Source organism: Actinomyces sp. ICM47 (assembly GCF_905369875.1).
GTDB lineage: Bacteria > Actinomycetota > Actinomycetes > Actinomycetales > Actinomycetaceae > Pauljensenia.
The window spans coordinates 15175-33450 of record NZ_CAJPJE010000021.1 but is presented as its reverse complement, the minus strand read 5'-3'; the positions used below and the strand labels follow the sequence as shown (position 1 = coordinate 33450).

Here is an 18276-nt window from a genome sequence, read left to right as displayed (position 1 = left end):
GTCCTGGCCGTCGTCGATGCGCTCAAAATCGGTGTTTAGCATCAGGCCGTGGTTGGCTTCGCGGCTACCGTCAGGGGCTGGGCCAAGATCGTATTCCTGCCCCATCCAGGCGTAGCGGGCGTTTTGGATGCGGTTTGACCAGGGGGCCATGACGGCGCAGCGGCAGCCCGCACCGCTTTCCATATCGGCTTGGTCGCTGTAACCATCAATTACCGGCACGCCTGCGCAGTTCCAGTCCAAAACCACCGCGCCCCGGGCGGCGATTAAGGCGCTAGCCTCGCCGGCGTTAAGACGCCAGGTAGCGGAGGTGAAAAGGCTGGAATCTAGGGGTGCTTGGGCGGGGCAGCTGAAAGCTGCTGAAGTTTTGGTACCGGCGACGTCGCCAATGCAGCTAGTTTTGCAGCTAGGCTCAGGCGCGTTCTGGGCTGATGATTCTGAAATGGAGTCTGAACTCACTTCTTTGTGCATGGCATCACTTTAACGCTTTTATGGTTCGCTGCGAAAGCCTTTGCCACTACTTACTGGCAGGGTTAAAGGACAAAAAGAGTTGGTGGAGGGTTAGTCCCAGTTGTTTCGGTGGGGGCTTGTGTGGTGGAGGTCGTGCCAGGCGATGGCGTCGCCCCATCTGGGGATGACACCGGCTGCGGGGTGTGTGCGCGAGGCGTGTTCCCATTGGGCTTCAATCTGGGTGTCTGTGGGCATGATTTTGAGGATCTGGGCTGGTGGGAGCGGGTTTTCGGTGTGCATGTAGCACCACCAGAAGATCGCTTTGATCCGGCGGGTCAGCCGCATTCCCCGGTGGTCCCGCAACAGTTGACGCAAGGGCGCGTTGGTCGCGCCTTCGATCTGGTTGTTCATCGCCGGCAACGCCCCCTCAAACTGGGGGTCGGTGTAGGTGAACAACACCTCGGCTCCGATGAGCCGATTCACACTGTTGCGGGCCCGCACGAGTCGTTCGTGCGTGTATTCCCACCCGCCATCGTCCCTCTTGGTCTTCTGCGCGAGGAAGCCCTCCCAGCGCTTGCACCAGTCCAAGTAGGTGTCTATCCATGAGGCCGCTTGCTCTCGGTCTTTCACGTGCAAGAGCTGCTTGCCCAAGCCGTACAGTTCCTTGGAGGCTGCAAGCTTGGGGCGAATGGTGGTGGCTTGTTTGATGGTCCCGAACGCGTGGAAGGTGCACCGCTGGACCCGCGTGTTCGGCCAGGCTTTCTTGCGGGCTTTTTCGAAGCCACTGCCCCCATCCGTCACCACCACGTCTGGTGGGGCGATCCGGTTCATGAGCGCTTCCCAGGCGCGCGAGTTCTCACTGCGTGCCACATACCAGCCCAAGATGAAATCCCGGGACTGAGCAATCAAGACGACCGCTTTGCGGCCCAGGTGGATCCCGTCAACGAACACGACCTCATGCACCTGATCCACCACCGGGGCGAGGGGCCAGATCTCCCACAGGCTCTGGCATCGCCTGCGAAACGACCTGCCCCCACCTGGCATATCCGCCTGCCGATTACCGCTGAGCAGCCAGGCAAGAAACTCACCCAGATGCTTGGCCGAGGTATCAATCCGCTGCACGCCAGTTGAGTGGCACGAGGTGCAATGCCACCTCTGCTTGCCCGATTTCGACAGTCCGTACCGGATCAGCTTCCTGCCACAGGAATCGCATTTCGAGATGTTCACTCACCGAATCTGCCACTACCAACTTTGACACCCACTCTCCCGCACCACAAAGCCGAAAAGTCGACGTCTCACCAACACATTTTGTCCACCCTCAAAGTTGGCCCCCAACAACTTTGAACCAGACTTTCCCGCACCACAAAGCCGAAAAGTCGGGCTCAGACCAACTCTTTTCGTCCTTTAACCCCCACCTTGCACCATCAGTATTACTAAGGTCGTCGACAGTAGATATCAATAGGTAGCTAATATTTGTGAGCTGAAGTCAGTCAGCATTAACTGAAACTAAAAAATCCCGCAGCCTTAAAGCTACGGGATTCATTGGTCGGGCTGGCGGGATTTGAACCCACGACCCCTTGACCCCCAGTCAAGTGCGCTACCAAGCTGCGCCACAGCCCGTATTTAGTTCGTCGCCGCAGCGACCTGTAGAACTATAGCGCACCTTTCGAATCGAGCGCAAACCGAGCAGAGTGGTCCGCGACACAGGATCGTGATGGTTCCGTGGTCTCATCCTGCACACGGCACGTACGAACCAGTATCGTCCGTCGGAATACGGTGAGTGCCCATAGGCATGGGTCTACACTGTCGCTGGATCCCATTTGCCGTTGTTCCATTGGAAGGAACTGCCTCCATGACATCCCGTCGCTTTCTCTCGCTCGCCGCAGCATGCGTCATCGGCACGATGGCACTTGCTGTCCCTACGCTGCCCGTGCAGGCCGCGCCGACCTCCGCTAGTACCATCGTTGCTGTCGCGTCAGTCGCCCCGCAGACCGACGCCGTTTCGGTGAGCCCAGCCCCGGCCTCGTCCCACAACGTTCTCGCGCCCACGAGGCGCTTCCGCTACCACGGAGGAAGAGGAAGCAGCGACCCGGTTTTCGGGACGATTTCGGTGATTATCTTTATCGGCCTGTGCGTCTGGAACGTATACAACCGTCGCAGGCGTAGCCGGATTGCACAGGGGCGACTGCAACAGAACCCTCCCGCCTACGGAGGTCCCGCTGGGCCTCAGTATGGCGCGGTCACCCCCGCCTACAACGGTGGGGTTCCTTCCGGAGCGCAAGCGATGCCCTACCAGCCGAACGGCGGTGGCACATCGACGATGCCAAACACCGGCTACGGGGATGGGGGCGCTCCCGGCCAGCAGGGATACTATCCGCCCCAGCAGGGCGGACAGGGCTACGGCCAGTACCCGCCCACCTATCGCTAGACTGCGCCCCTCACCCGGCCCGCCCACAACCGATGGAAATACGATGAGGACGTGTCGAACGACACCGACATAAACGACCCTCAGTCCGCAAACAACAATGTCGAGGGGTCCGAGCGATACGCTCGGACCCCTCACTGACGTTATGCGCTCAGGCTTCGCGAGCGGCCAGATCCTCATCCACGTAGGCCAGAATTGCCTCGCACACGCCGGTGATGTCCAGGCCGGTCGAGTCGACTGTTTCGACGCCGGGCGCGGCGGTCATGAACTCGGAGACGGCGGAGTCGGCCTTGTCGCGGCCCTCAACCTGGGCGCGCACAATCTCCATGTGCTCCTCCGTCGCGTCACCGTAGAGCTCCAGGGTGCGCCGACGCAGACGCGCCTCCTGGTCAGCCAGCAGCAGGATACGCACGTCTGCATCCGGACACACGACGGTCGTGATGTCGCGCCCCTCGGCGATCATGCCAGAGCCTTGCTGACGTGCCTCCATCATGCGACGACGCTGCTCTGCAGCCATCCATGCGCGCACCTTCAGATTCGTGGAGATGTGTTTAATCGCCAAGGCGATGCGGGGTTCACGGATCGCGGCGGTCACCTCGGTCTCCCCCACCCACACGTGCGGGTCGGCGGGATCGGACTGCAGGCGCAGAAGCATCTCGTTGGCAGCTGCGGCGACCGCGTCCGTGTCCTCGAGGTCGATGCCGCGGTCCAGCACGTACCACGTCAGCGCGCGATACATCGCCCCCGTGTCGAGATAACCGATGCCCAGTCGCGACGCCAGTTCCTTGGACACCGTGGACTTACCCGAACCCGCAGGGCCATCGATCGCAATGGTGATACCAACGTGCGAGATCGCATCCTGACGCAGCGTGTCGTTCATCCGTTCATTCTCCTCATCAAGGTTGTTCTAATGGGTGATGAGCCGCCAGCCCCGCTCCTGCAGGCCTGCGGCGCAGCGGTCAGCGACCGCCGGATCAATCATGACGCGAGCGACGCCGGCCTGCGCGCCCGCAGAGTGCTCAAGAACCAGGTCTTCGATGTTAATCGAGGCCTCGCCTAGCTCGCTGAACAGACGACCGAGGGCACCCGGCTCGTCTGGGATGAGCACCTCGACCTCACGGTACCGTGAGGGGGCACCGCCGTGCTTGCCGGGGATACGTGCCACGCCCTGGTTTCCGGCCGTCATGACGCGATTGATCGCGCCAACGCTGCCGCCGCGCAGCGGCCCCAGCTCGGCCGCCGCATCCAAGTGGTGCAGCAGATCGTCCAGGTCAGCGCGTAGCTCACGCAGAATCGAGGCCACCGGCCCCGCGTTCCCCGCCAGAATCGCCGTCCACAGGCGAGGATCCGACGCCGCAATGCGCGCCGTATCGCGCAACCCTTGCCCGGCCAGACCGAGTGCCTGCGCTGGAGCATCCACGAGGCGTGCCGCCAGCATTGAAGACACCAGCTGCGGCACATGAGACACCAGCGCCACCGCATGGTCGTGCGTCCCCGCGTTCATCTCCAGGGGCACGGCACCCACGTCCGTCGCGAGAGCGCGCGCGGCCAGCAGCGCGCGCGGCCACGTCGTCTCGTGCGCCACGATAACCCACGGCCGTCCGTAAAACAGGTCGGCGTCGGCCGCACCAGCACCGGAGCGCTCGCGGCCAGCCATCGGGTGGGATCCCACGTACCGGCACGCCGCGTCCTCCAGGCCGCGTTCCTCAAGCGTCGCGAGCACGTCGGCGACGACGGTGTCCTTCACCGAGGCGACGTCCGTGATGATCGCTCCTGGGAAACGCAGGAGAGAATCCACGATGACACGATCAGCAACGTCAGGAGGCGTAGCCACCACAACGATGCGCGGAGCCTCGTAACCGGGCGCATCCGTTCCCGCATCCGCGTAGGCCACCCCGGCCTCGTCGATAGCGTCACCGAAGGCGACTCCCGCGCCCACGTCGGATGCAAGGCGCAGAGAAGTCGGCGACGCGTCCTCGAGGTAGACGCGCACTCCCCCGGCTCGCAACGCCAGGCCGAGGGATGCACCCAGGAGGCCCGAACCGATGATAAGAACCGGACCGACCGTGGAGACGACGCGCGTGGGTGCGCTCACAGGCCGACGGCCCCGTACAGCGCTGTCAAGGCATTGCCTTTGACGCGGCGAGTCGTGCCCTGCTTGAGGTGATCGAGGGAGATTGGGCCGAAGCCGGTGCGCACGAGTTCACGCACGGGGTAGCCGACGGCCTCCATCATGCGGCGCACCAGACGGTTGCGGCCCTCGTGCACGACGATCTCAACGGTCGTGATGTCGCCGTAGGTGTCAACGATGCGGAAGGCATCAACCTTGATGGGGCCGTCCTCCAGCTCGATACCGTTCATGAGCTTACGCTTGACGCCGGGCTTCACGTCGCCGTGCAGGCGCGCCACGTAGGTCTTGCGGATCTCATACTTGGGGTGGGTGAGGCGATTCGCCAGCTCGCCGTCGTTGGTGAGCAGCAGCAGACCGGACGTATCGATGTCGAGGCGACCCACGTGGTAGAGGCGCTCGGGGTAATCAGCGATCAGATCGGCAATCGAGGGGCGTCCCTCCGGGTCACTCATCGTAGAGACGGTCCCAATCGGCTTGTTGACGGCCAGCACGATGTGCTTCGTTTCGTCGAGAATCAGGCGCTCGCCGTCGACGTGAATGACCTGCGTTGCGGGGTCAACCCGCACGCCCTGGCTGCGCACGACCGTGCCGTCGACGCTCACGCGGCCATCCGCGATCATCTGTTCGGACGCGCGCCTGGACGCGACGCCGGCCTGGGCGAGTACCTTCTGCAGGCGCACGCCCCCCTCGGTGTAAGGGTTAGCCCTCATAGTTCTTCCTCCAATTCATCCAGCGCATCGGCGCTCGGCAAGTAAGGTGCCAAGGGTACCAGCTCCGACAGGCTCGTCATCCCCATTTTCTCAAGAAACTCACCAGTCGTGCCGTATAGGCGCGCCCCGGACGGTGTCGTACCTGTCTCTTCCACGAGTCCTCGGGCAAGGAGGGTGCGCACGACGCCATCGACGTTGACGCCGCGGATACGGGCGATCCGAGCGCGCGAGATCGGCTGGCGGTAGGCAATGACCGCCAGCGTTTCGAGTGCGGCTTGTGAGAGCCGCGCGTGGGAGGAGCCGACAACGAAACGTCCGACGACGTCGGCGTAGGCGCGCGCGGAATAGATGCGCCAGCCGCCCGCCACTTCGCGCAGCTCGAAGCCGCGGACTCGGGCACCACCATCTCCCAGGTACTCGCGCGCCAGGGCGCGCAGCGTTGCCTCGACGTCCGCAACCTCCGTTCCCAGCGCGACTGCCAGGTCCTCGGGTGTCACGGGTTCGGAGGTGACCATGAGAATCGCCTCAATCGGAGCGCGCAGGTCGTGCTCACTCATCGGTATCGGTTCCTTCCGGTGCGGATTCCTCATCCACCGACGAGGCCGTGGCCCCGCCCGTGCTCGCCTGACCGACGTCGTCATCCACGTCGATGTCGATCTCCGCATCGGTCCCAGTCCACGTGATCGTGAGGGTTCCCAGGGCCTCGTCCTGGGCGAACTCGACAACACCACGCCGGTAGAGTTCCAGCAATGCCAGGAAGCGGGAGACGACAACGGCGCGCGTCGCAGCGTCGGCAACGAGGTCATGGAACGTCATCTGTCCCTCCGCCGCGAGGGCGGTCGCTACGACGCGTGCCTGTTCACGCACGGGCACAACCGGGTCATGCAGGTGCCCAACCTGGACGGTGGGTACCGAGGCGGTGAGTGCGTCGGCGGCTAGGCGTGCGAGGTCCTGCCGACTCGTAATCCACGCGAGTTCGGGTAGCAGGGTCGCGAAATGCGGCTCCAGGGGGACGTCGCGCGCCACGTAGGCCTCGAAGTGCTTCATGCGCTCGCCAAGGTCCTTCGAGGCCTCTTTGAAGGCGCGGTACTGCAGGAGCCGGGAAAACAGCAGATCGCGGGCCTCCAGGTCGGCATCGCTCGCCTGCTCGTCTTCTTCAAAACGAGGCAGCAGGTGCGCGGCCTTCATGTCGAGGAGAGTCGCGGCGACCACCAGGAACTCCGTCGTACGAGACAGGTCAGGAGACGCCTTCATGAAGGCGATGAATTCGTCCGTCACCTGGGCGAGCGCCACCTCGGTGATGTCGAGCTTCTTGCGCGCAATGAGCGACAGGAGCAGGTCGAAAGGCCCCTCGAAGACGGGGAGGGAAACGGCGAAAAGCTCGAACTCCCCCTGAACCTCGATCGTGTCAGGCAGCGTCGCCACGGGCGATGATTTCACGCGCCAGTCGGCGGTACGCGTGCGCTCCCGCGTGGTGGGGCGCGTAGGAGATGATGGGTTCCGTCGCGACGGACGCGTCCGGGAACTTGATCGTTCGCCCGATGCGTGTGTCGAAGATGAGATCACCAAAGGCTTCCTGCAGGCGCTCGAGAACCTCACGCGAGTGCAACGTGCGCAGGTCGACCATCGTCGCGACAATACCGTCGATCTTCAGACGCGGGTTGATGCGATCACGCACCGTCTCGATGGTCTCGACCAGCAGGGCCACGCCGCGCAGCGCGAAGAACTCGGCCTCCACAGGCACGATGACGCCATGCGCGGCAGTCAGCGCGTTCACGGCAAGCAGGCCCAGCGAGGGCTGGCAGTCAATGAGGATAACGTCGTACTCCGCCTCCACGTGGCGCAGCACGCGGGCCAGGGCACTCTCACGCGCGACCTCGTTCACGAGCTGGACCTCGGCTGCGGACAAGTCGATATTCGCCGGGAGGATATCCAGGTTTTCCGTTGCTGTCTGGCAGATTGTCGCGTGAACGTCGGCCCTCGGGTTCATGAGCAGCGTGTAGATGGTCTGGTCCATGTCGAGGGTATTAATCCCCAGGCCCACGGATGCGGCACCTTGCGGATCGAAGTCAACGATCAGCACGCGGCGACCGTACTCAGCCAGCGCGGCACCCAGGTTAATCGTGGTCGTCGTTTTACCGACGCCACCCTTTTGGTTACACATCGCGATCACGCGTGCGGGTCCGTGGCCCATCAGGGGCGCGGGCACAGGAAAATCGATCTGTCCGTCGGGCAGATCGTTCGTCAGCGTCGGATGCGAATTCTCGGTCACGTCACCATCCTAGGTCATTGGTCGGGTATCTCGTTGGTGCCACGCGCCCGGGGATGCGAGAGTGTAAAAACCTCGCGCAGAGCTGCGGCGGTCACCGCCGTATATATCTGCGTGGTTGCCACCGAGGCATGCCCCAGCAGCTCCTGTACCTCGCGCACGCTCGCGCCGCCTTCGAGGAGATGGGTGGCAAATGAATGACGCATCGTGTGGGGGGAGATTCTCTCCCCCAGCTGCGCGGCCTCGGCTGCTCGCCGGATAGCGGTCCATGCGCTCTGGCGCGAGAGCGGGCCGCCCCGGGAGTTGAGGAAGAACGCGGTGGCCCCCCGGCCTCGCGCAGCCAGGGCGGGACGAGCGCGTACCCGGTAGGCTTCCACGGCCTCGACCGCGAAAGAACCAACGGGCACGATCCGTTCCTTGCGGCCTTTGCCGAACAAGCGTACGACGGGCACATCCCCGTCGAGGTCGAGGTCGTCCGCGCTCAGGCTCACGGCTTCTGACGCGCGCGCGCCCGTCGCATAGAGCAGCTCCAGCAGCGCGCAGTCGCGCAGGCCGATGGGTGAGTCGTCCGCGTGGGCGACGTCAAGGAGGCGGCCAACCTCGTCAACCGTCAAGGCTTTAGGCAGGTGACGTCCTTGGCGCGGCGCACGCAGCTGGGCTGCTGGATCGACCCCTACGAGGCCTTCCGCGAGCGCATACTTATGCAGGCCTCGGATCGCTGCCGAGGCACGGGCGACCGACGAGGCCGCTGCGGGACTTCCGGTCACCTCCCCTGACGCGAGCCTCATCGTGTAATCCTCGATGTCACGCGCATTCACGTCAGCGAGACTGACCACGCCGCGTTCACCCAGGTCGCGGGCATAACGCAACGCATCGCGGCGGTAGTTGGAAACAGTGTGAGCAGACGCGCCTTTCTCGACGCGAAGATAGTCCACCCACTCGTTCACGGCTGCTTCGAGGGAGGTCATAGCGACAGAGTAAGCGAGATTCCAACAAATGTGCGCAATCCCTATGCGCGTTCGTACATTTTCGCTAATATGTGACCCGGTAACCATTTCCTTTCCCCGATGTTGGGGCCTATATACGGCTGGAGGCCGACGTGACACTTCAATGGGACCATATTGATGATGCAGCTGTGAAGACCGCAAAGCTCCTCGCGGCAGACGCCGTCGAGCAAGCCGGATCCGGACACCCCGGCTCCGCCATTTCGCTCGCACCCGCCGCGTACCTCCTCTACAACAAGGTCATGAACGTCGATCCGGCCGATCCTCGATGGATCGGCCGTGACCGTTTCATCCTCTCCGCTGGTCACTCGTCTCTCACCCAGTACGTCCAGCTCTACCTGACAGGCTTCGGCCTCGAGCTCGACGACGTCAAGAAGCTGCGCACCGCCGGATCCCTGACACCTGGCCACCCCGAATACGGCCACACCAAGGGCGTTGAGATCACGACCGGTCCGCTTGGCACGGGCATCGCCTCCGCCGTCGGCTTCGCCATGAATGCCCGCCGCGTCCACGGCCTGCTCGATCCCAACACCCCGCTCGGCGAGTCTGTCTTCGACCACAACGTGTACGTCATCGCCGGCGACGGCTGCTTCGAAGAAGGTGTGTCCGCCGAAGCCTCCTCGCTGGCTGGCACCCAGGAACTTGGCAACCTCACCGTCATCTGGGACGACAACCACATCTCTATCGAGGACAACACCTCCATTGCTTTCAACGAGGACGTCCTGGCCCGCTACGAGGCCTACGGCTGGCACGTTCAACGCGTCGACTGGCTCGGCGAGGACGGATCCTACGAGGAGAACACCGCCGCTCTGAATGAGGCTCTTGAGGCCGCCAAGGCCGAGACCACGAAGCCCTCACTCATCGCACTGCGCACCATCATTGGCTGGCCCACCCCCGGTAAGCAGAACACCGGCGGCATTCACGGTGCCAAGCTCGGCAGCGAAGCCCTGTCGGGCCTCAAGGTCGCCCTGGGTGCGGACCCCGAGAAGATGTTCGACGTCGACGCTGCCCTCGTCGACGAGGTCCGCGCCCGCGCCGCCGCCCGCGCGGCACAGTACCGCAAGGACTGGGACGCTCGCTTCGATGCCTGGAAGGCAGCCAACCCCGAGGGTGCCGCACTGCTTGATCGTCTCTCCGCCGGCCGCCTGCCCGAAGGCTGGGAAGCCTCGCTGCCTACCTTCGAAGAGGGCAAGGCGCTGGCGACCCGTGCCGCCTCCGGCCAGGTGCTCAACGCGATCGCTCCGGTGCTGCCCGAGCTATGGGGTGGCTCCGCCGACCTCGCCGGTTCGAACAACACCTTCATGAAGGGAGAGCCTTCCTTCCTCCCCGTGCACCGGTCCTCGTCGGCTTTCTCCGGAAACGAGTTCGGTCGCAACCTGCACTTCGGAGTGCGCGAGTTCGGGATGGGCGCAGCCCTTAACGGCATCGCCGCTGACGGCCTGACCCGCCCCTATGGCGGGACGTTCTTCGTGTTCTCCGACTTCATGCGCGGTGCCGTGCGCCTGGCCGCACTCATGGATCTGCCGGTCACCTACGTGTGGACACACGACTCTATTGGCGTGGGCGAGGACGGCCCGACCCACCAGCCGATCGAGCACCTGGCTTCCTACCGTGCGATCCCGAACCTCGCTGTCGTGCGCCCTGCGGACGCGGCTGAGACGGCAGCCTCCTGGAAGGCGATCCTCGAGCAGTCCCACCCCGCCGCCATTATCCTGTCGCGCCAGAACCTGCCTAACCCCGCTCGTGGTGAAGGCACCGGTCTGGCCACCACCGAGGACCTAGCGCGCGGTGCCTACATCCTGGCCGATACCGAGGGCACGCCCGACGTGATCCTCATGGCGTCGGGATCCGAGGTGTCCGTCGCTCTTGAGGCACGCGAAGCCCTGGCTGCCGAGGGTGTGGCTGCCCGCGTCGTGTCGGTCCCCTGTCTCGACTGGTTCGAGGCCCAGGATCGCGAATACCGCGACACAGTCCTGCCCCCGTCGGTGCGCGCCCGCGTCTCCGTCGAGGCCGGCCTGGCCCTGCCCTGGTACCGCTGGATCGGCGACGCTGGTCGCGCGGTGTCCATCGAGCACTTCGGTGCCTCGGCTCCCGGCGAACTCCTCTTCAAGGAGTACGGTATCGACGCCGAGCACGTGACCGCCGCCGCGAAGGAATCCATCGAGGCCGCACGGTCGTGACTTTTTAGTCACCTGATCTGACCAAGGGCTGCTGGCGCGCACTCGCGCGCCAGCAGCCCTATTCTCGTAGACATAGTGGGTTGCCCCGGCTCCCGCGCACACCGCGCGAGGTTCCGGAAGGAGCCACGGCCTCGTCCCAATTCCCAGCGAACGGAGCGTTACCTCGTGAGCAACGAGATTCCCACCCTGCGCGATCCCCAAGACCGCAGGCTTCCGCGCATTTCACCACCCTGCGGCCTCGTCATCTTCGGCATCACCGGTGACCTCGCGCGCAAAAAGCTCCTGCCCGCCATCTACGATCTCGCCAATCGCGGTCTGCTCCACCCCGCTTTCTCGCTGACCGGCTTCGCACGGCGAGACTGGAGTCCGCAGGACTTCGAGGAATACGTGCGCGCCTCCATTGAAGCTCACACCCGCACCGGTTTTAACGAGGGGACGTGGAACCAGCTGCGCTCAGGCTTGCGCTTCGTGTCCGGCACATTCGACGACCCCGAGGCCTACCGCCGCCTGGCCGACACAGTCGCCGAACTCGACAGCGTGCGCGGCACCGGCGGCAACCACGCCTTCTACCTGTCGATCCCGCCGTCCTACTTCCCCGTCGTTGCCAAGCATCTGTCCGACACAGGCCTCAACAAGCGCCAGGGCCGAGAGTGGCGACGCGTCATCATCGAGAAGCCATTCGGGCACAATCTCGAGTCGGCGCGCGAACTCTCCGACGTCATCTCACAGATCTTCGACGAGCAAGACGTCTTCCGCATCGACCACTACCTGGGCAAGGAAACCGTCCAGAACATCATGGCGATGCGCTTCGCGAACGCCATGTTCGAGCCGCTGTGGAAGGCCAACTACGTCGATTCCGTGCAGATTACGATGGCTGAAGACATCGGTATCGGCACGCGCGCCGGCTACTACGACGGCATCGGCGCTGCCCGCGACATCATCCAAAACCACCTGCTCCAACTCATGGCGCTGACCGCCATGGAGGAACCCGTCCACTTCACTCCTGAGGAAATCCGCGCGGAGAAGGAAAAGGTCCTCTCGGCTGTTCGCCTGCCCGAGGACCTGGCCATCGACACCGCGCGCGGCCAGTACGCGAGCGGCTGGCAGGGCGGTGCCCAGGTGCGCGGTTACCTCGAGGAGGACGGCATCCCCGCCGACTCGACGACCGATACCTTCGCCGCGATCAAGCTCTTCGTGGACACACGCCGCTGGGCGGGCGTTCCCTTCTACCTGCGCGCCGGCAAGCGCCTCGGTAAGCGTGTCACCGAGATCGCCGTCATCTTTAAGCGCTCCGCCCACGTGCCCTTCGGCAACTCGGCCCTCAGCGAGTCTGCTCAGAACGCGCTCGTCATCCGCGTCCAACCGGATGAGGGCCTGACCCTCAAGCTTGGCGCGAAGGTCCCGGGCACCTCGATGCAGGTGCGCGACGTCACGATGGACTTCGCCTACGGCCATGCGTTCACCGAGGACTCACCCGAGGCCTACGAGCGTCTCATCCTCGACGCGCTCGTCGGGTCCGCTCCCCTGTTCCCGCATCAGCGCGAGGTCGAAGCCTCGTGGAAGATCCTCGACCCGATCCTGTCCTTCTGGGAGACCCAGGGCCAGCCCGAACCCTACGCGCCGGGCACGTGGGGTCCCCAGTCCGCGCACGACATGCTGGCCCGAGACGGCCGTTTCTGGAGGCTCCCGTGATCATCACCCTGAAGAACACCACATCCGCCGAGGTGGCGTCGCGCATCGTGGAGCTGCGCGACGAGCGTGGCGCTGCGGCCCTCAGCCGCGTCCTCACACTCCTCATCTGCGTACCCGACCTGATTGACGTCGACAATGCGATCGAAATTTCGGACGCAGTCTCGCGCGAGCACCCGTGCCGCGTCATCGTCATCGTGGAGCCCGAATCAAGTTCAGGTGACGCACGCCTGAACGCCCAGATCCGCGTCGGAGATGCGGCAGGCCTGTCGGACATCATCATCCTGGAGCCGCGCGGCGAGGCAGCATCGAACATCGATTCCCTCGTCATGCCGCTGCTCCAGTCGGATACGCCGGTCGTTACCTACTGGCCGGTGACCCCGCCGGAGAATCCGGGCGAGCACCCGTTGGGTCGCCTGGCTGCCAAGCGCATCACAGATTCGCGCGCAACGCCGTGCCCGATGGAAACGCTCTCGGCTCTGTCAGCCGTCTACACTCCCGGCGACACGGACCTGGCGTGGGCGGGCGTCACTCTGTGGCGTGCGCTGCTCGCAGCCGTCGCCGAAGACTTCGACCACCTTCCGGCGTCGATCCGCGTGGCCGGCAACGCGACGCACCCCTCCCCTTTCCTGGTGGCCGCGTGGCTCCATCACCAGCTGGGCGTGCCCGTCGAGCGCGTCGTCGACGCCTCGGCGCACACGATCACGGACATCACCTTCTTCTTCGACGACGATACAACCGTGTCCCTCTCGCGTAGCGCCACCTCCTCGGTTGCACGCCTCTCGCGCCCGGGTCTCGAGGATCGCAACGTGAACCTGGCGCGCCGCTCCGTGCAGGACTCCCTCATGGAGGACTTGCGCCGCCTCGATCCCGACGTCTACTACGGTGAGCTGCTCACGACGGAGCTGCCCCGCCTCGCAGAGTACAGGGCGGAGGGCTGACTGACATGCTCACCGTTCACACGCTCGAGGTCCGCCCGACAGTCGACACATTGAACGAGTCGGTCGGTGAGGCTTTCCTCGCGCGCCTGCGCATGCTCATCGGCGAGGCGGAGGCACCCGCACGGATCAACCTTGCTCTCTCCGGTGGCGCGGTAACGTCCTCGCTGCTTCCGTCGTTGCTTCCCCGCGTCGGCGAGGTCGATTGGTCGCGCGTGCGCGTGTGGATGGTTGACGAGCGCTACGTGCCCGCTGGAGACAAGGAGCGAAACGACGACCAGGCATGGGAGGGCTTCTTTCACGCGGCCACAGGCGTGGAGTTCATGCGCATGCCGACCTCCGATAGCTGGGCACCGGGCGGTGGATCCCTCGACGAGGCCCGTGCTGCCTTCGCTGCCACGTGGACCGACGTGATGGGTCAGCGTTCCTTCGACATCGCGCTCATCGGCATGGGTCCCGATGGGCACATCTGCTCGCTCTTCCCGGGTCGGATCGACCCCGACGAGATCAGCCCCATCCTGGCGATTCGCAACTCCCCCAAGCCTCCGCCCGAGCGCGTCACCGTCTCCATGCCGGTTATGCAGGCCTGCCCCGAGGTGTGGCTGACGACTGCTGGAGCGGCCAAGGCCTCGGCCCTCGGCGCGGCTTTCGCGGGAGCATCTGCCCTCGCCCTGCCCGTCGCGGGCATCCTCTCCCCCACGACGCGCGTCTACCTGGACGAGGCGGCAGCTTCGCAGATTGCTCTCCCATAGGGGATCTGCAGACAAATAAGGAGGCGGGATCATTGCGATCCCGCCTCTGCCATACATCGAATTGGGCGGATGCCACACCGAGAATAGACGAACAGAAAAGGAAGAAGAAAACGCGTTCAGGAACTGACGCGGCTCGCGGCGTTAAGAACAAATGAAACTGGCTCCCCACGCGATGGTGGGGAGTCAGGAAACGATATCGATCATTGACGATCAACGACCGTACTTCGCCAGCAGCGCGTAGCCGACGATGCACACCAGCCAGATGAACAGCGTCCCCATGGTGATGCGGTTCAGGTTGCGCTCAGCGACACCGGAGGAGCCGGCCGACGAGGAGATGCCGCCACCGAACATATCCGACAGACCGCCACCCTGCCCCTTGTGCATCAGGATGGTCAGGGTGAGCAGGATGCTGGTCAGGAAAATCAGCACGATCAGCACGTTGTTCAGAATGGTCACTGTGGGTCCAATTTCTATCGCGGTCACGCCCCAATTTGAGGCACATACATCATAAGTGTAACGGAGAATGACGGTGGGGCCAACCGGCACACCGGTTGACCCCACCTCACTCCCGTTAGATCCGCCTCACGTGGTGAGGATGGCGAGGAGCGTTAGCTTCTCTCAGGCGTAGAAGTTCGCCATGGCGGCGAAGGAATCGGCCTTGAGGGATGCGCCGCCGACGAGACCACCGTCAACGTCGGGCTGAGCCATGAGCTCCTTGATGTTGCCGGGCTTAGCGGAGCCGCCGTACAGAATGCGGGTCGCTTCAGCGGTCTCGGCACCAAAGTCCTCGGCCAGGGCGGCGCGGATAGCACCACACACTTCCTGGGCGTCCTCCGCAGAGGCGGTCTCGCCGGTGCCGATGGCCCAGATAGGCTCGTAGGCGATGACGATCTTGGCGACCTCTTCGGCCTTCCAGCCGGCGAGGGCGGCACGGATCTGGCCGAGCACAAACTCAACGTAGGTGCCAGCCTTGCGGACCTCGAGGGCCTCGCCGCAGCACAGGATCGGGGTCATGCCCGCGTCAAAGACCTTGCGAGCCTTCGCGCCGACGAGTTCGTCGGACTCATTGTGGTACTCGCGACGCTCCGAGTGGCCCATGACAACGTAGGTGACACCGAGCTTGCTGAGCATCTCAGTGGAGATTTCGCCGGTGTAGGCACCGTTGTCGTGGATCGACACGTCCTGCGCACCGTACTTGATGCTGAGTTCGTCGGCATCAACGATGGTCTGGACGGTGCGGATGTCGGTGAACGGCGGGATGACTAGGACCTCGCACTTGGAGTAGTCATGTCCTGCATCGGACAGTGCCATTGCCAAGCCCTGAACGAGATGGTTGGCCTCGAGGTGGTCGAGGTTCATCTTCCAGTTGCCGGCCATGAGGGGGGTACGTGCCATGAGTCAGTCCTCCAGAACTGCGATACCGGGCAGAACCTTGCCCTCGAGGAGCTCGAGGGAGGCACCACCGCCAGTGGAAATGTGGGAGAAAGTGTTCTCGTCGAAGCCGAGCAGGCGCACGGCGGCGGCGGAGTCGCCGCCACCGATGACGGAGAACATGGAGCCCTTGGACAGGGCCTCCGCGACGGCGCGGGTGCCGCCGGAAAATGCCTCGAATTCAAAGACGCCCATGGGGCCGTTCCAGGCGACGGTCTTGGCGGTGGCCAGCTTGTCGGCGAAAAGCTTCTGGGACTCGGGACCGATGTCAAGACCCATCTGATCGTCGGGAATAGCGTCGACCTTGACGACGGTCGCGGGCGCATCAGCCGAGAACTCGGGGGCAACAACAACGTCGACGGGCAGGACCAGGTCGACGCCGCGCTCAGCGGCCTCAGCAATGTAGCCCTTGACGGTGTCGATCTGATCGGACTCGAGCAGGGACTTACCAACCGAGTAGCCCTGTGCGGCCAGGAAGGTGAAGGCCATGCCGCCGCCGATGAAGAGCATGTCAGCCTTCTTCAGCAGGTTGGCGATGACGCCCAGCTTGTCGGAGACCTTGGAACCGCCGAGAACAACGCCGTAGGGGCGCTCGGGGTCGCCAGTCACCTTGGACAGAGACTCGATCTCCTTGAGAACGAGCAGGCCAGCGGCCGAGGGCAGCAGCTTAGCAATGTCGTAGACGGAGGCCTGCTTGCGGTGGACGACACCAAAGCCGTCGGAGACGAAGGCGTCACCGAGCTTGGCGTACTCACGGGCCAGTTCTTCGCGCTCCTCGTCGACCTTGGAGGTCTCGCGGGCGTCGTAGCGGACGTTCTCGAGCAGGGCGATCTCGCCCTCACCGAGGGCTGCAACGGTCGCAGCGGCAGACTCGCCGACGACGTCGGTGGCCAGGGTGACCTTCACGCCGGAGAGTTCGGCGAGGCGCTTGGCAACGGGGGCCAGCGAGAATGCGGGGTCGACCTTGCCCTTGGGGCGGCCGAGGTGGGCCAGGATGACAACCTTGGCACCGGCATCGGTCAGCGTCTTAAGGGTCGGCAGCGCCGCGCGGATGCGACCATCGTCGGTGATGACGCCGTCCTTGAGGGGAACATTGAAATCGGAACGGACCAGGACGCGCTTGCCGCGCAGGTCGCCCAGGGAGGAAATAGTCCTCATGGGGGAATCCTTTCGGTGGAAAGAAAACGAAGGTGGTGTGCGAGATGCCCGTGCACGTGCGTGCACGGGCATCTCACTGTCAGCTCATGGCTGTGTCGTCAGTGCTCTCAGGCGAGCTTGGAACCGACGAGGGCGGTGAGGCGAACGAGAGCGTTCGAGTAGCCCCACTCGTTGTCGTACCAGGACAGGACCTTGACGAGGTTGCCGATGACCTTGGTCTCGGTGGCGTCGAAGATCGAGGTGTGCGGGTCGCCCACGATGTCGGAGGAGACGATCGGATCCTCGGTGTACTTCAGAACACCCTTGAGCTCACCCTCAGCGGCGGCCTTGACGGCAGCCTTAACGGCCTCGACGGAGACCTCCTTCTTCGCGATGAAGGTGAGGTCGGTCAGGGAGCCGGTCGGGGTGGGGACGCGGACGGCGAGGCCATCGAACTTGCCGGCAAGAGCGGGCAGAACCAGGGCGACGGCCTGGGCAGCACCGGTCTTGGTGGGGATCATGTTCAGGGCCGCGGCGCGGGCGCGACGCAGATCCTTGTGGGGGGCGTCGAGGACGCGCTGGTCACCCGTGTAGGAGTGGATGGTCGTCATGATGCCGCGCTCGATGCCGAAATTCTCCTCGAGAACCTTGGCAAGGGGGGCAAGGCAGTTGGTCGTGCAGGAGGCGTTCGACACGATGTTCATCGTGGCGTTGTCGTAGTCGGCCTCGTTCACGCCCATGACGAAGGTGCCGTCGACGTTCTTCGCGGGAGCGGAGATGACGACCTTCTTGGCACCAGCCTCGATGTGAGCCTTGGCCTTCTCACCGTCGGTGAAGAAGCCGGTGGACTCAACGACAACCTCAACACCGAGCTCGCCCCAAGGCAGGTCGGCGGGGTTACGCTGAGCGAGCACCTTGATGTGCTTGCCGTCAACGACGATACCCTCGTCGTCGTAGGAGACCTCACCCTGGAAGCGGCCCGTGATCGAGTCGTACTTCAGCAGGTGAGCGAGGGTCTTGTTGTCGGTCAGGTCGTTCACGGCGACGATCTCGATGTCCGCGCCCTGCTCGAGGGCGGCGCGGAAGAAGTTACGGCCGATGCGGCCGAAGCCGTTGATGCCAACGCGGGTGGTCACTATGGTTCCTCCTGCTCGTGCCCCTTA

Annotated in this window: 17 protein-coding genes, 1 tRNA gene and 1 pseudogene; 5 read left to right on the top strand and 14 right to left on the bottom strand. The window is 64.1% G+C overall.

Annotated features, from left to right (window positions below):
• The 3 genes and pseudogenes from QZ149_RS05805 to QZ149_RS05795 all read right to left on the bottom strand — a co-directional run.
• Positions 1-468, bottom strand: a pseudogene (locus QZ149_RS05805) (hypothetical protein); the annotation flags it as partial.
• Between the two features lie 90 nt (positions 469-558).
• Positions 559-1674, bottom strand: coding sequence for an IS1249 family transposase (locus QZ149_RS05800; RefSeq protein ID WP_291450359.1), 1116 nt, complete (start codon positions 1672-1674; stop codon positions 559-561).
• Positions 1675-1990: 316 nt separating this feature from the next.
• Positions 1991-2067: transfer RNA gene (locus QZ149_RS05795), tRNA-Pro, on the bottom strand.
• Between the two features lie 232 nt (positions 2068-2299).
• Between QZ149_RS05795 and QZ149_RS05790 the strand changes: the two genes are divergently transcribed.
• Positions 2300-2875, top strand: a complete 576-nt coding sequence (locus tag QZ149_RS05790) for a hypothetical protein (protein ID WP_291450358.1) — start codon at positions 2300-2302, stop codon at positions 2873-2875.
• Between the two features lie 148 nt (positions 2876-3023).
• On the opposite strand, the gene cmk is transcribed toward QZ149_RS05790, so the two are convergent.
• Genes cmk through QZ149_RS05755 form a run of 7 tightly spaced genes read right to left on the bottom strand, consistent with a single transcriptional unit; the run spans position 3024 to position 8950 of the window.
• Complete coding sequence (cmk, locus tag QZ149_RS05785) at positions 3024-3752, bottom strand: (d)CMP kinase (RefSeq protein WP_291450356.1); 729 nt, start codon at positions 3750-3752, stop codon at positions 3024-3026.
• Between the two features lie 27 nt (positions 3753-3779).
• Positions 3780-4967: a prephenate dehydrogenase gene (locus QZ149_RS05780; RefSeq protein ID WP_291450355.1), complete on the bottom strand. Its 1188-nt coding sequence runs from the start codon at positions 4965-4967 to the stop codon at positions 3780-3782.
• A complete protein-coding gene (locus QZ149_RS05775; protein ID WP_009648962.1) occupies positions 4964-5713 on the bottom strand; it encodes a pseudouridine synthase in 750 nt (249 codons plus the stop codon). Before QZ149_RS05775 ends, QZ149_RS05780 begins: the two co-directional genes overlap by 4 nt.
• Entirely contained in the window at positions 5710-6270 is a 561-nt protein-coding gene (scpB, locus tag QZ149_RS05770) for an SMC-Scp complex subunit ScpB (RefSeq protein WP_291450353.1), read from the bottom strand. The genes QZ149_RS05775 and scpB overlap by 4 nt, the downstream gene beginning before the upstream one ends.
• Positions 6263-7138 (bottom strand): ScpA family protein, encoded by an 876-nt coding sequence (locus QZ149_RS05765; RefSeq protein WP_291450351.1) that lies wholly within the window; start codon positions 7136-7138, stop codon positions 6263-6265. Before QZ149_RS05765 ends, scpB begins: the two co-directional genes overlap by 8 nt.
• Positions 7122-7985 carry an AAA family ATPase gene (locus QZ149_RS05760; protein ID WP_291450350.1) on the bottom strand — a complete coding sequence of 288 codons (864 nt, stop codon included), beginning with the start codon at positions 7983-7985 and terminating at the stop codon, positions 7122-7124. Before QZ149_RS05760 ends, QZ149_RS05765 begins: the two co-directional genes overlap by 17 nt.
• Positions 7986-7999: 14 nt before the next feature.
• Positions 8000-8950, bottom strand: coding sequence for a site-specific tyrosine recombinase XerD (locus QZ149_RS05755; protein WP_291450348.1), 951 nt, complete (start codon positions 8948-8950; stop codon positions 8000-8002).
• A gap of 131 nt (positions 8951-9081) precedes the next feature.
• Between QZ149_RS05755 and tkt the strand changes: the two genes are divergently transcribed.
• The 4 genes from tkt to pgl all read left to right on the top strand — a co-directional run bounded on the left by tkt (position 9082) and on the right by pgl (position 14545).
• Positions 9082-11166: a transketolase gene (tkt, locus tag QZ149_RS05750; RefSeq protein WP_291450346.1), complete on the top strand. Its 2085-nt coding sequence runs from the start codon at positions 9082-9084 to the stop codon at positions 11164-11166.
• A 165-nt stretch (positions 11167-11331) separates the two neighbouring features.
• Complete coding sequence (gene zwf / locus QZ149_RS05745; RefSeq protein WP_009647757.1) at positions 11332-12858, top strand: glucose-6-phosphate dehydrogenase; 1527 nt, start codon at positions 11332-11334, stop codon at positions 12856-12858.
• The gene (locus QZ149_RS05740) at positions 12855-13796 is read left to right on the top strand and encodes a glucose-6-phosphate dehydrogenase assembly protein OpcA (protein ID WP_291450345.1); all 942 of its coding nucleotides are present in this window, start codon (positions 12855-12857) and stop codon (positions 13794-13796) included. The genes zwf and QZ149_RS05740 overlap by 4 nt, the downstream gene beginning before the upstream one ends.
• Positions 13797-13801: 5 nt before the next feature.
• Entirely contained in the window at positions 13802-14545 is a 744-nt protein-coding gene (gene pgl, locus QZ149_RS05735; protein WP_291450344.1) for a 6-phosphogluconolactonase, read from the top strand.
• A gap of 210 nt (positions 14546-14755) precedes the next feature.
• Here the strand turns inward: pgl and secG are convergent, their stop codons facing one another.
• The 4 genes from secG to gap form a co-directional block, all read right to left on the bottom strand.
• Positions 14756-15001, bottom strand: a complete 246-nt coding sequence (gene secG / locus QZ149_RS05730) for a preprotein translocase subunit SecG (RefSeq protein WP_009647776.1) — start codon at positions 14999-15001, stop codon at positions 14756-14758.
• Positions 15002-15163: 162 nt separating this feature from the next.
• Positions 15164-15940 carry a triose-phosphate isomerase gene (tpiA, locus tag QZ149_RS05725; RefSeq protein ID WP_009647772.1) on the bottom strand — a complete coding sequence of 259 codons (777 nt, stop codon included), beginning with the start codon at positions 15938-15940 and terminating at the stop codon, positions 15164-15166.
• Positions 15941-15943: 3 nt separating this feature from the next.
• A complete protein-coding gene (locus QZ149_RS05720) occupies positions 15944-17134 on the bottom strand; it encodes a phosphoglycerate kinase (protein WP_009647761.1) in 1191 nt (396 codons plus the stop codon).
• A gap of 107 nt (positions 17135-17241) precedes the next feature.
• On the bottom strand, positions 17242-18249 hold the full coding sequence (gene gap / locus QZ149_RS05715; RefSeq protein ID WP_009647756.1) for a type I glyceraldehyde-3-phosphate dehydrogenase: 1008 nt from the start codon (positions 18247-18249) through the stop codon (positions 17242-17244).
• Positions 18250-18276: the final 27 nt, after the last annotated feature.

Excerpts from the sequence above, each read along its gene's own strand:
- pgl (WP_291450344.1), top strand. The coding sequence starts at position 13,802 with ATGCTCACCGTTCACACGCTCGAGGTCCGCCCGACAGTCGACACATTG.
- QZ149_RS05775 (WP_009648962.1), bottom strand. The coding sequence starts at position 5,713 with ATGAGGGCTAACCCTTACACCGAGGGGGGCGTGCGCCTGCAGAAGGTA.
- tpiA (WP_009647772.1), bottom strand. The coding sequence starts at position 15,940 with ATGGCACGTACCCCCCTCATGGCCGGCAACTGGAAGATGAACCTCGAC.
- scpB (WP_291450353.1), bottom strand. The coding sequence starts at position 6,270 with ATGAGTGAGCACGACCTGCGCGCTCCGATTGAGGCGATTCTCATGGTC.
- cmk (WP_291450356.1), bottom strand. The coding sequence starts at position 3,752 with ATGAACGACACGCTGCGTCAGGATGCGATCTCGCACGTTGGTATCACC.
- QZ149_RS05755 (WP_291450348.1), bottom strand. The coding sequence starts at position 8,950 with ATGACCTCCCTCGAAGCAGCCGTGAACGAGTGGGTGGACTATCTTCGC.
- QZ149_RS05790 (WP_291450358.1), top strand. The coding sequence starts at position 2,300 with ATGACATCCCGTCGCTTTCTCTCGCTCGCCGCAGCATGCGTCATCGGC.
- QZ149_RS05720 (WP_009647761.1), bottom strand. The coding sequence starts at position 17,134 with ATGAGGACTATTTCCTCCCTGGGCGACCTGCGCGGCAAGCGCGTCCTG.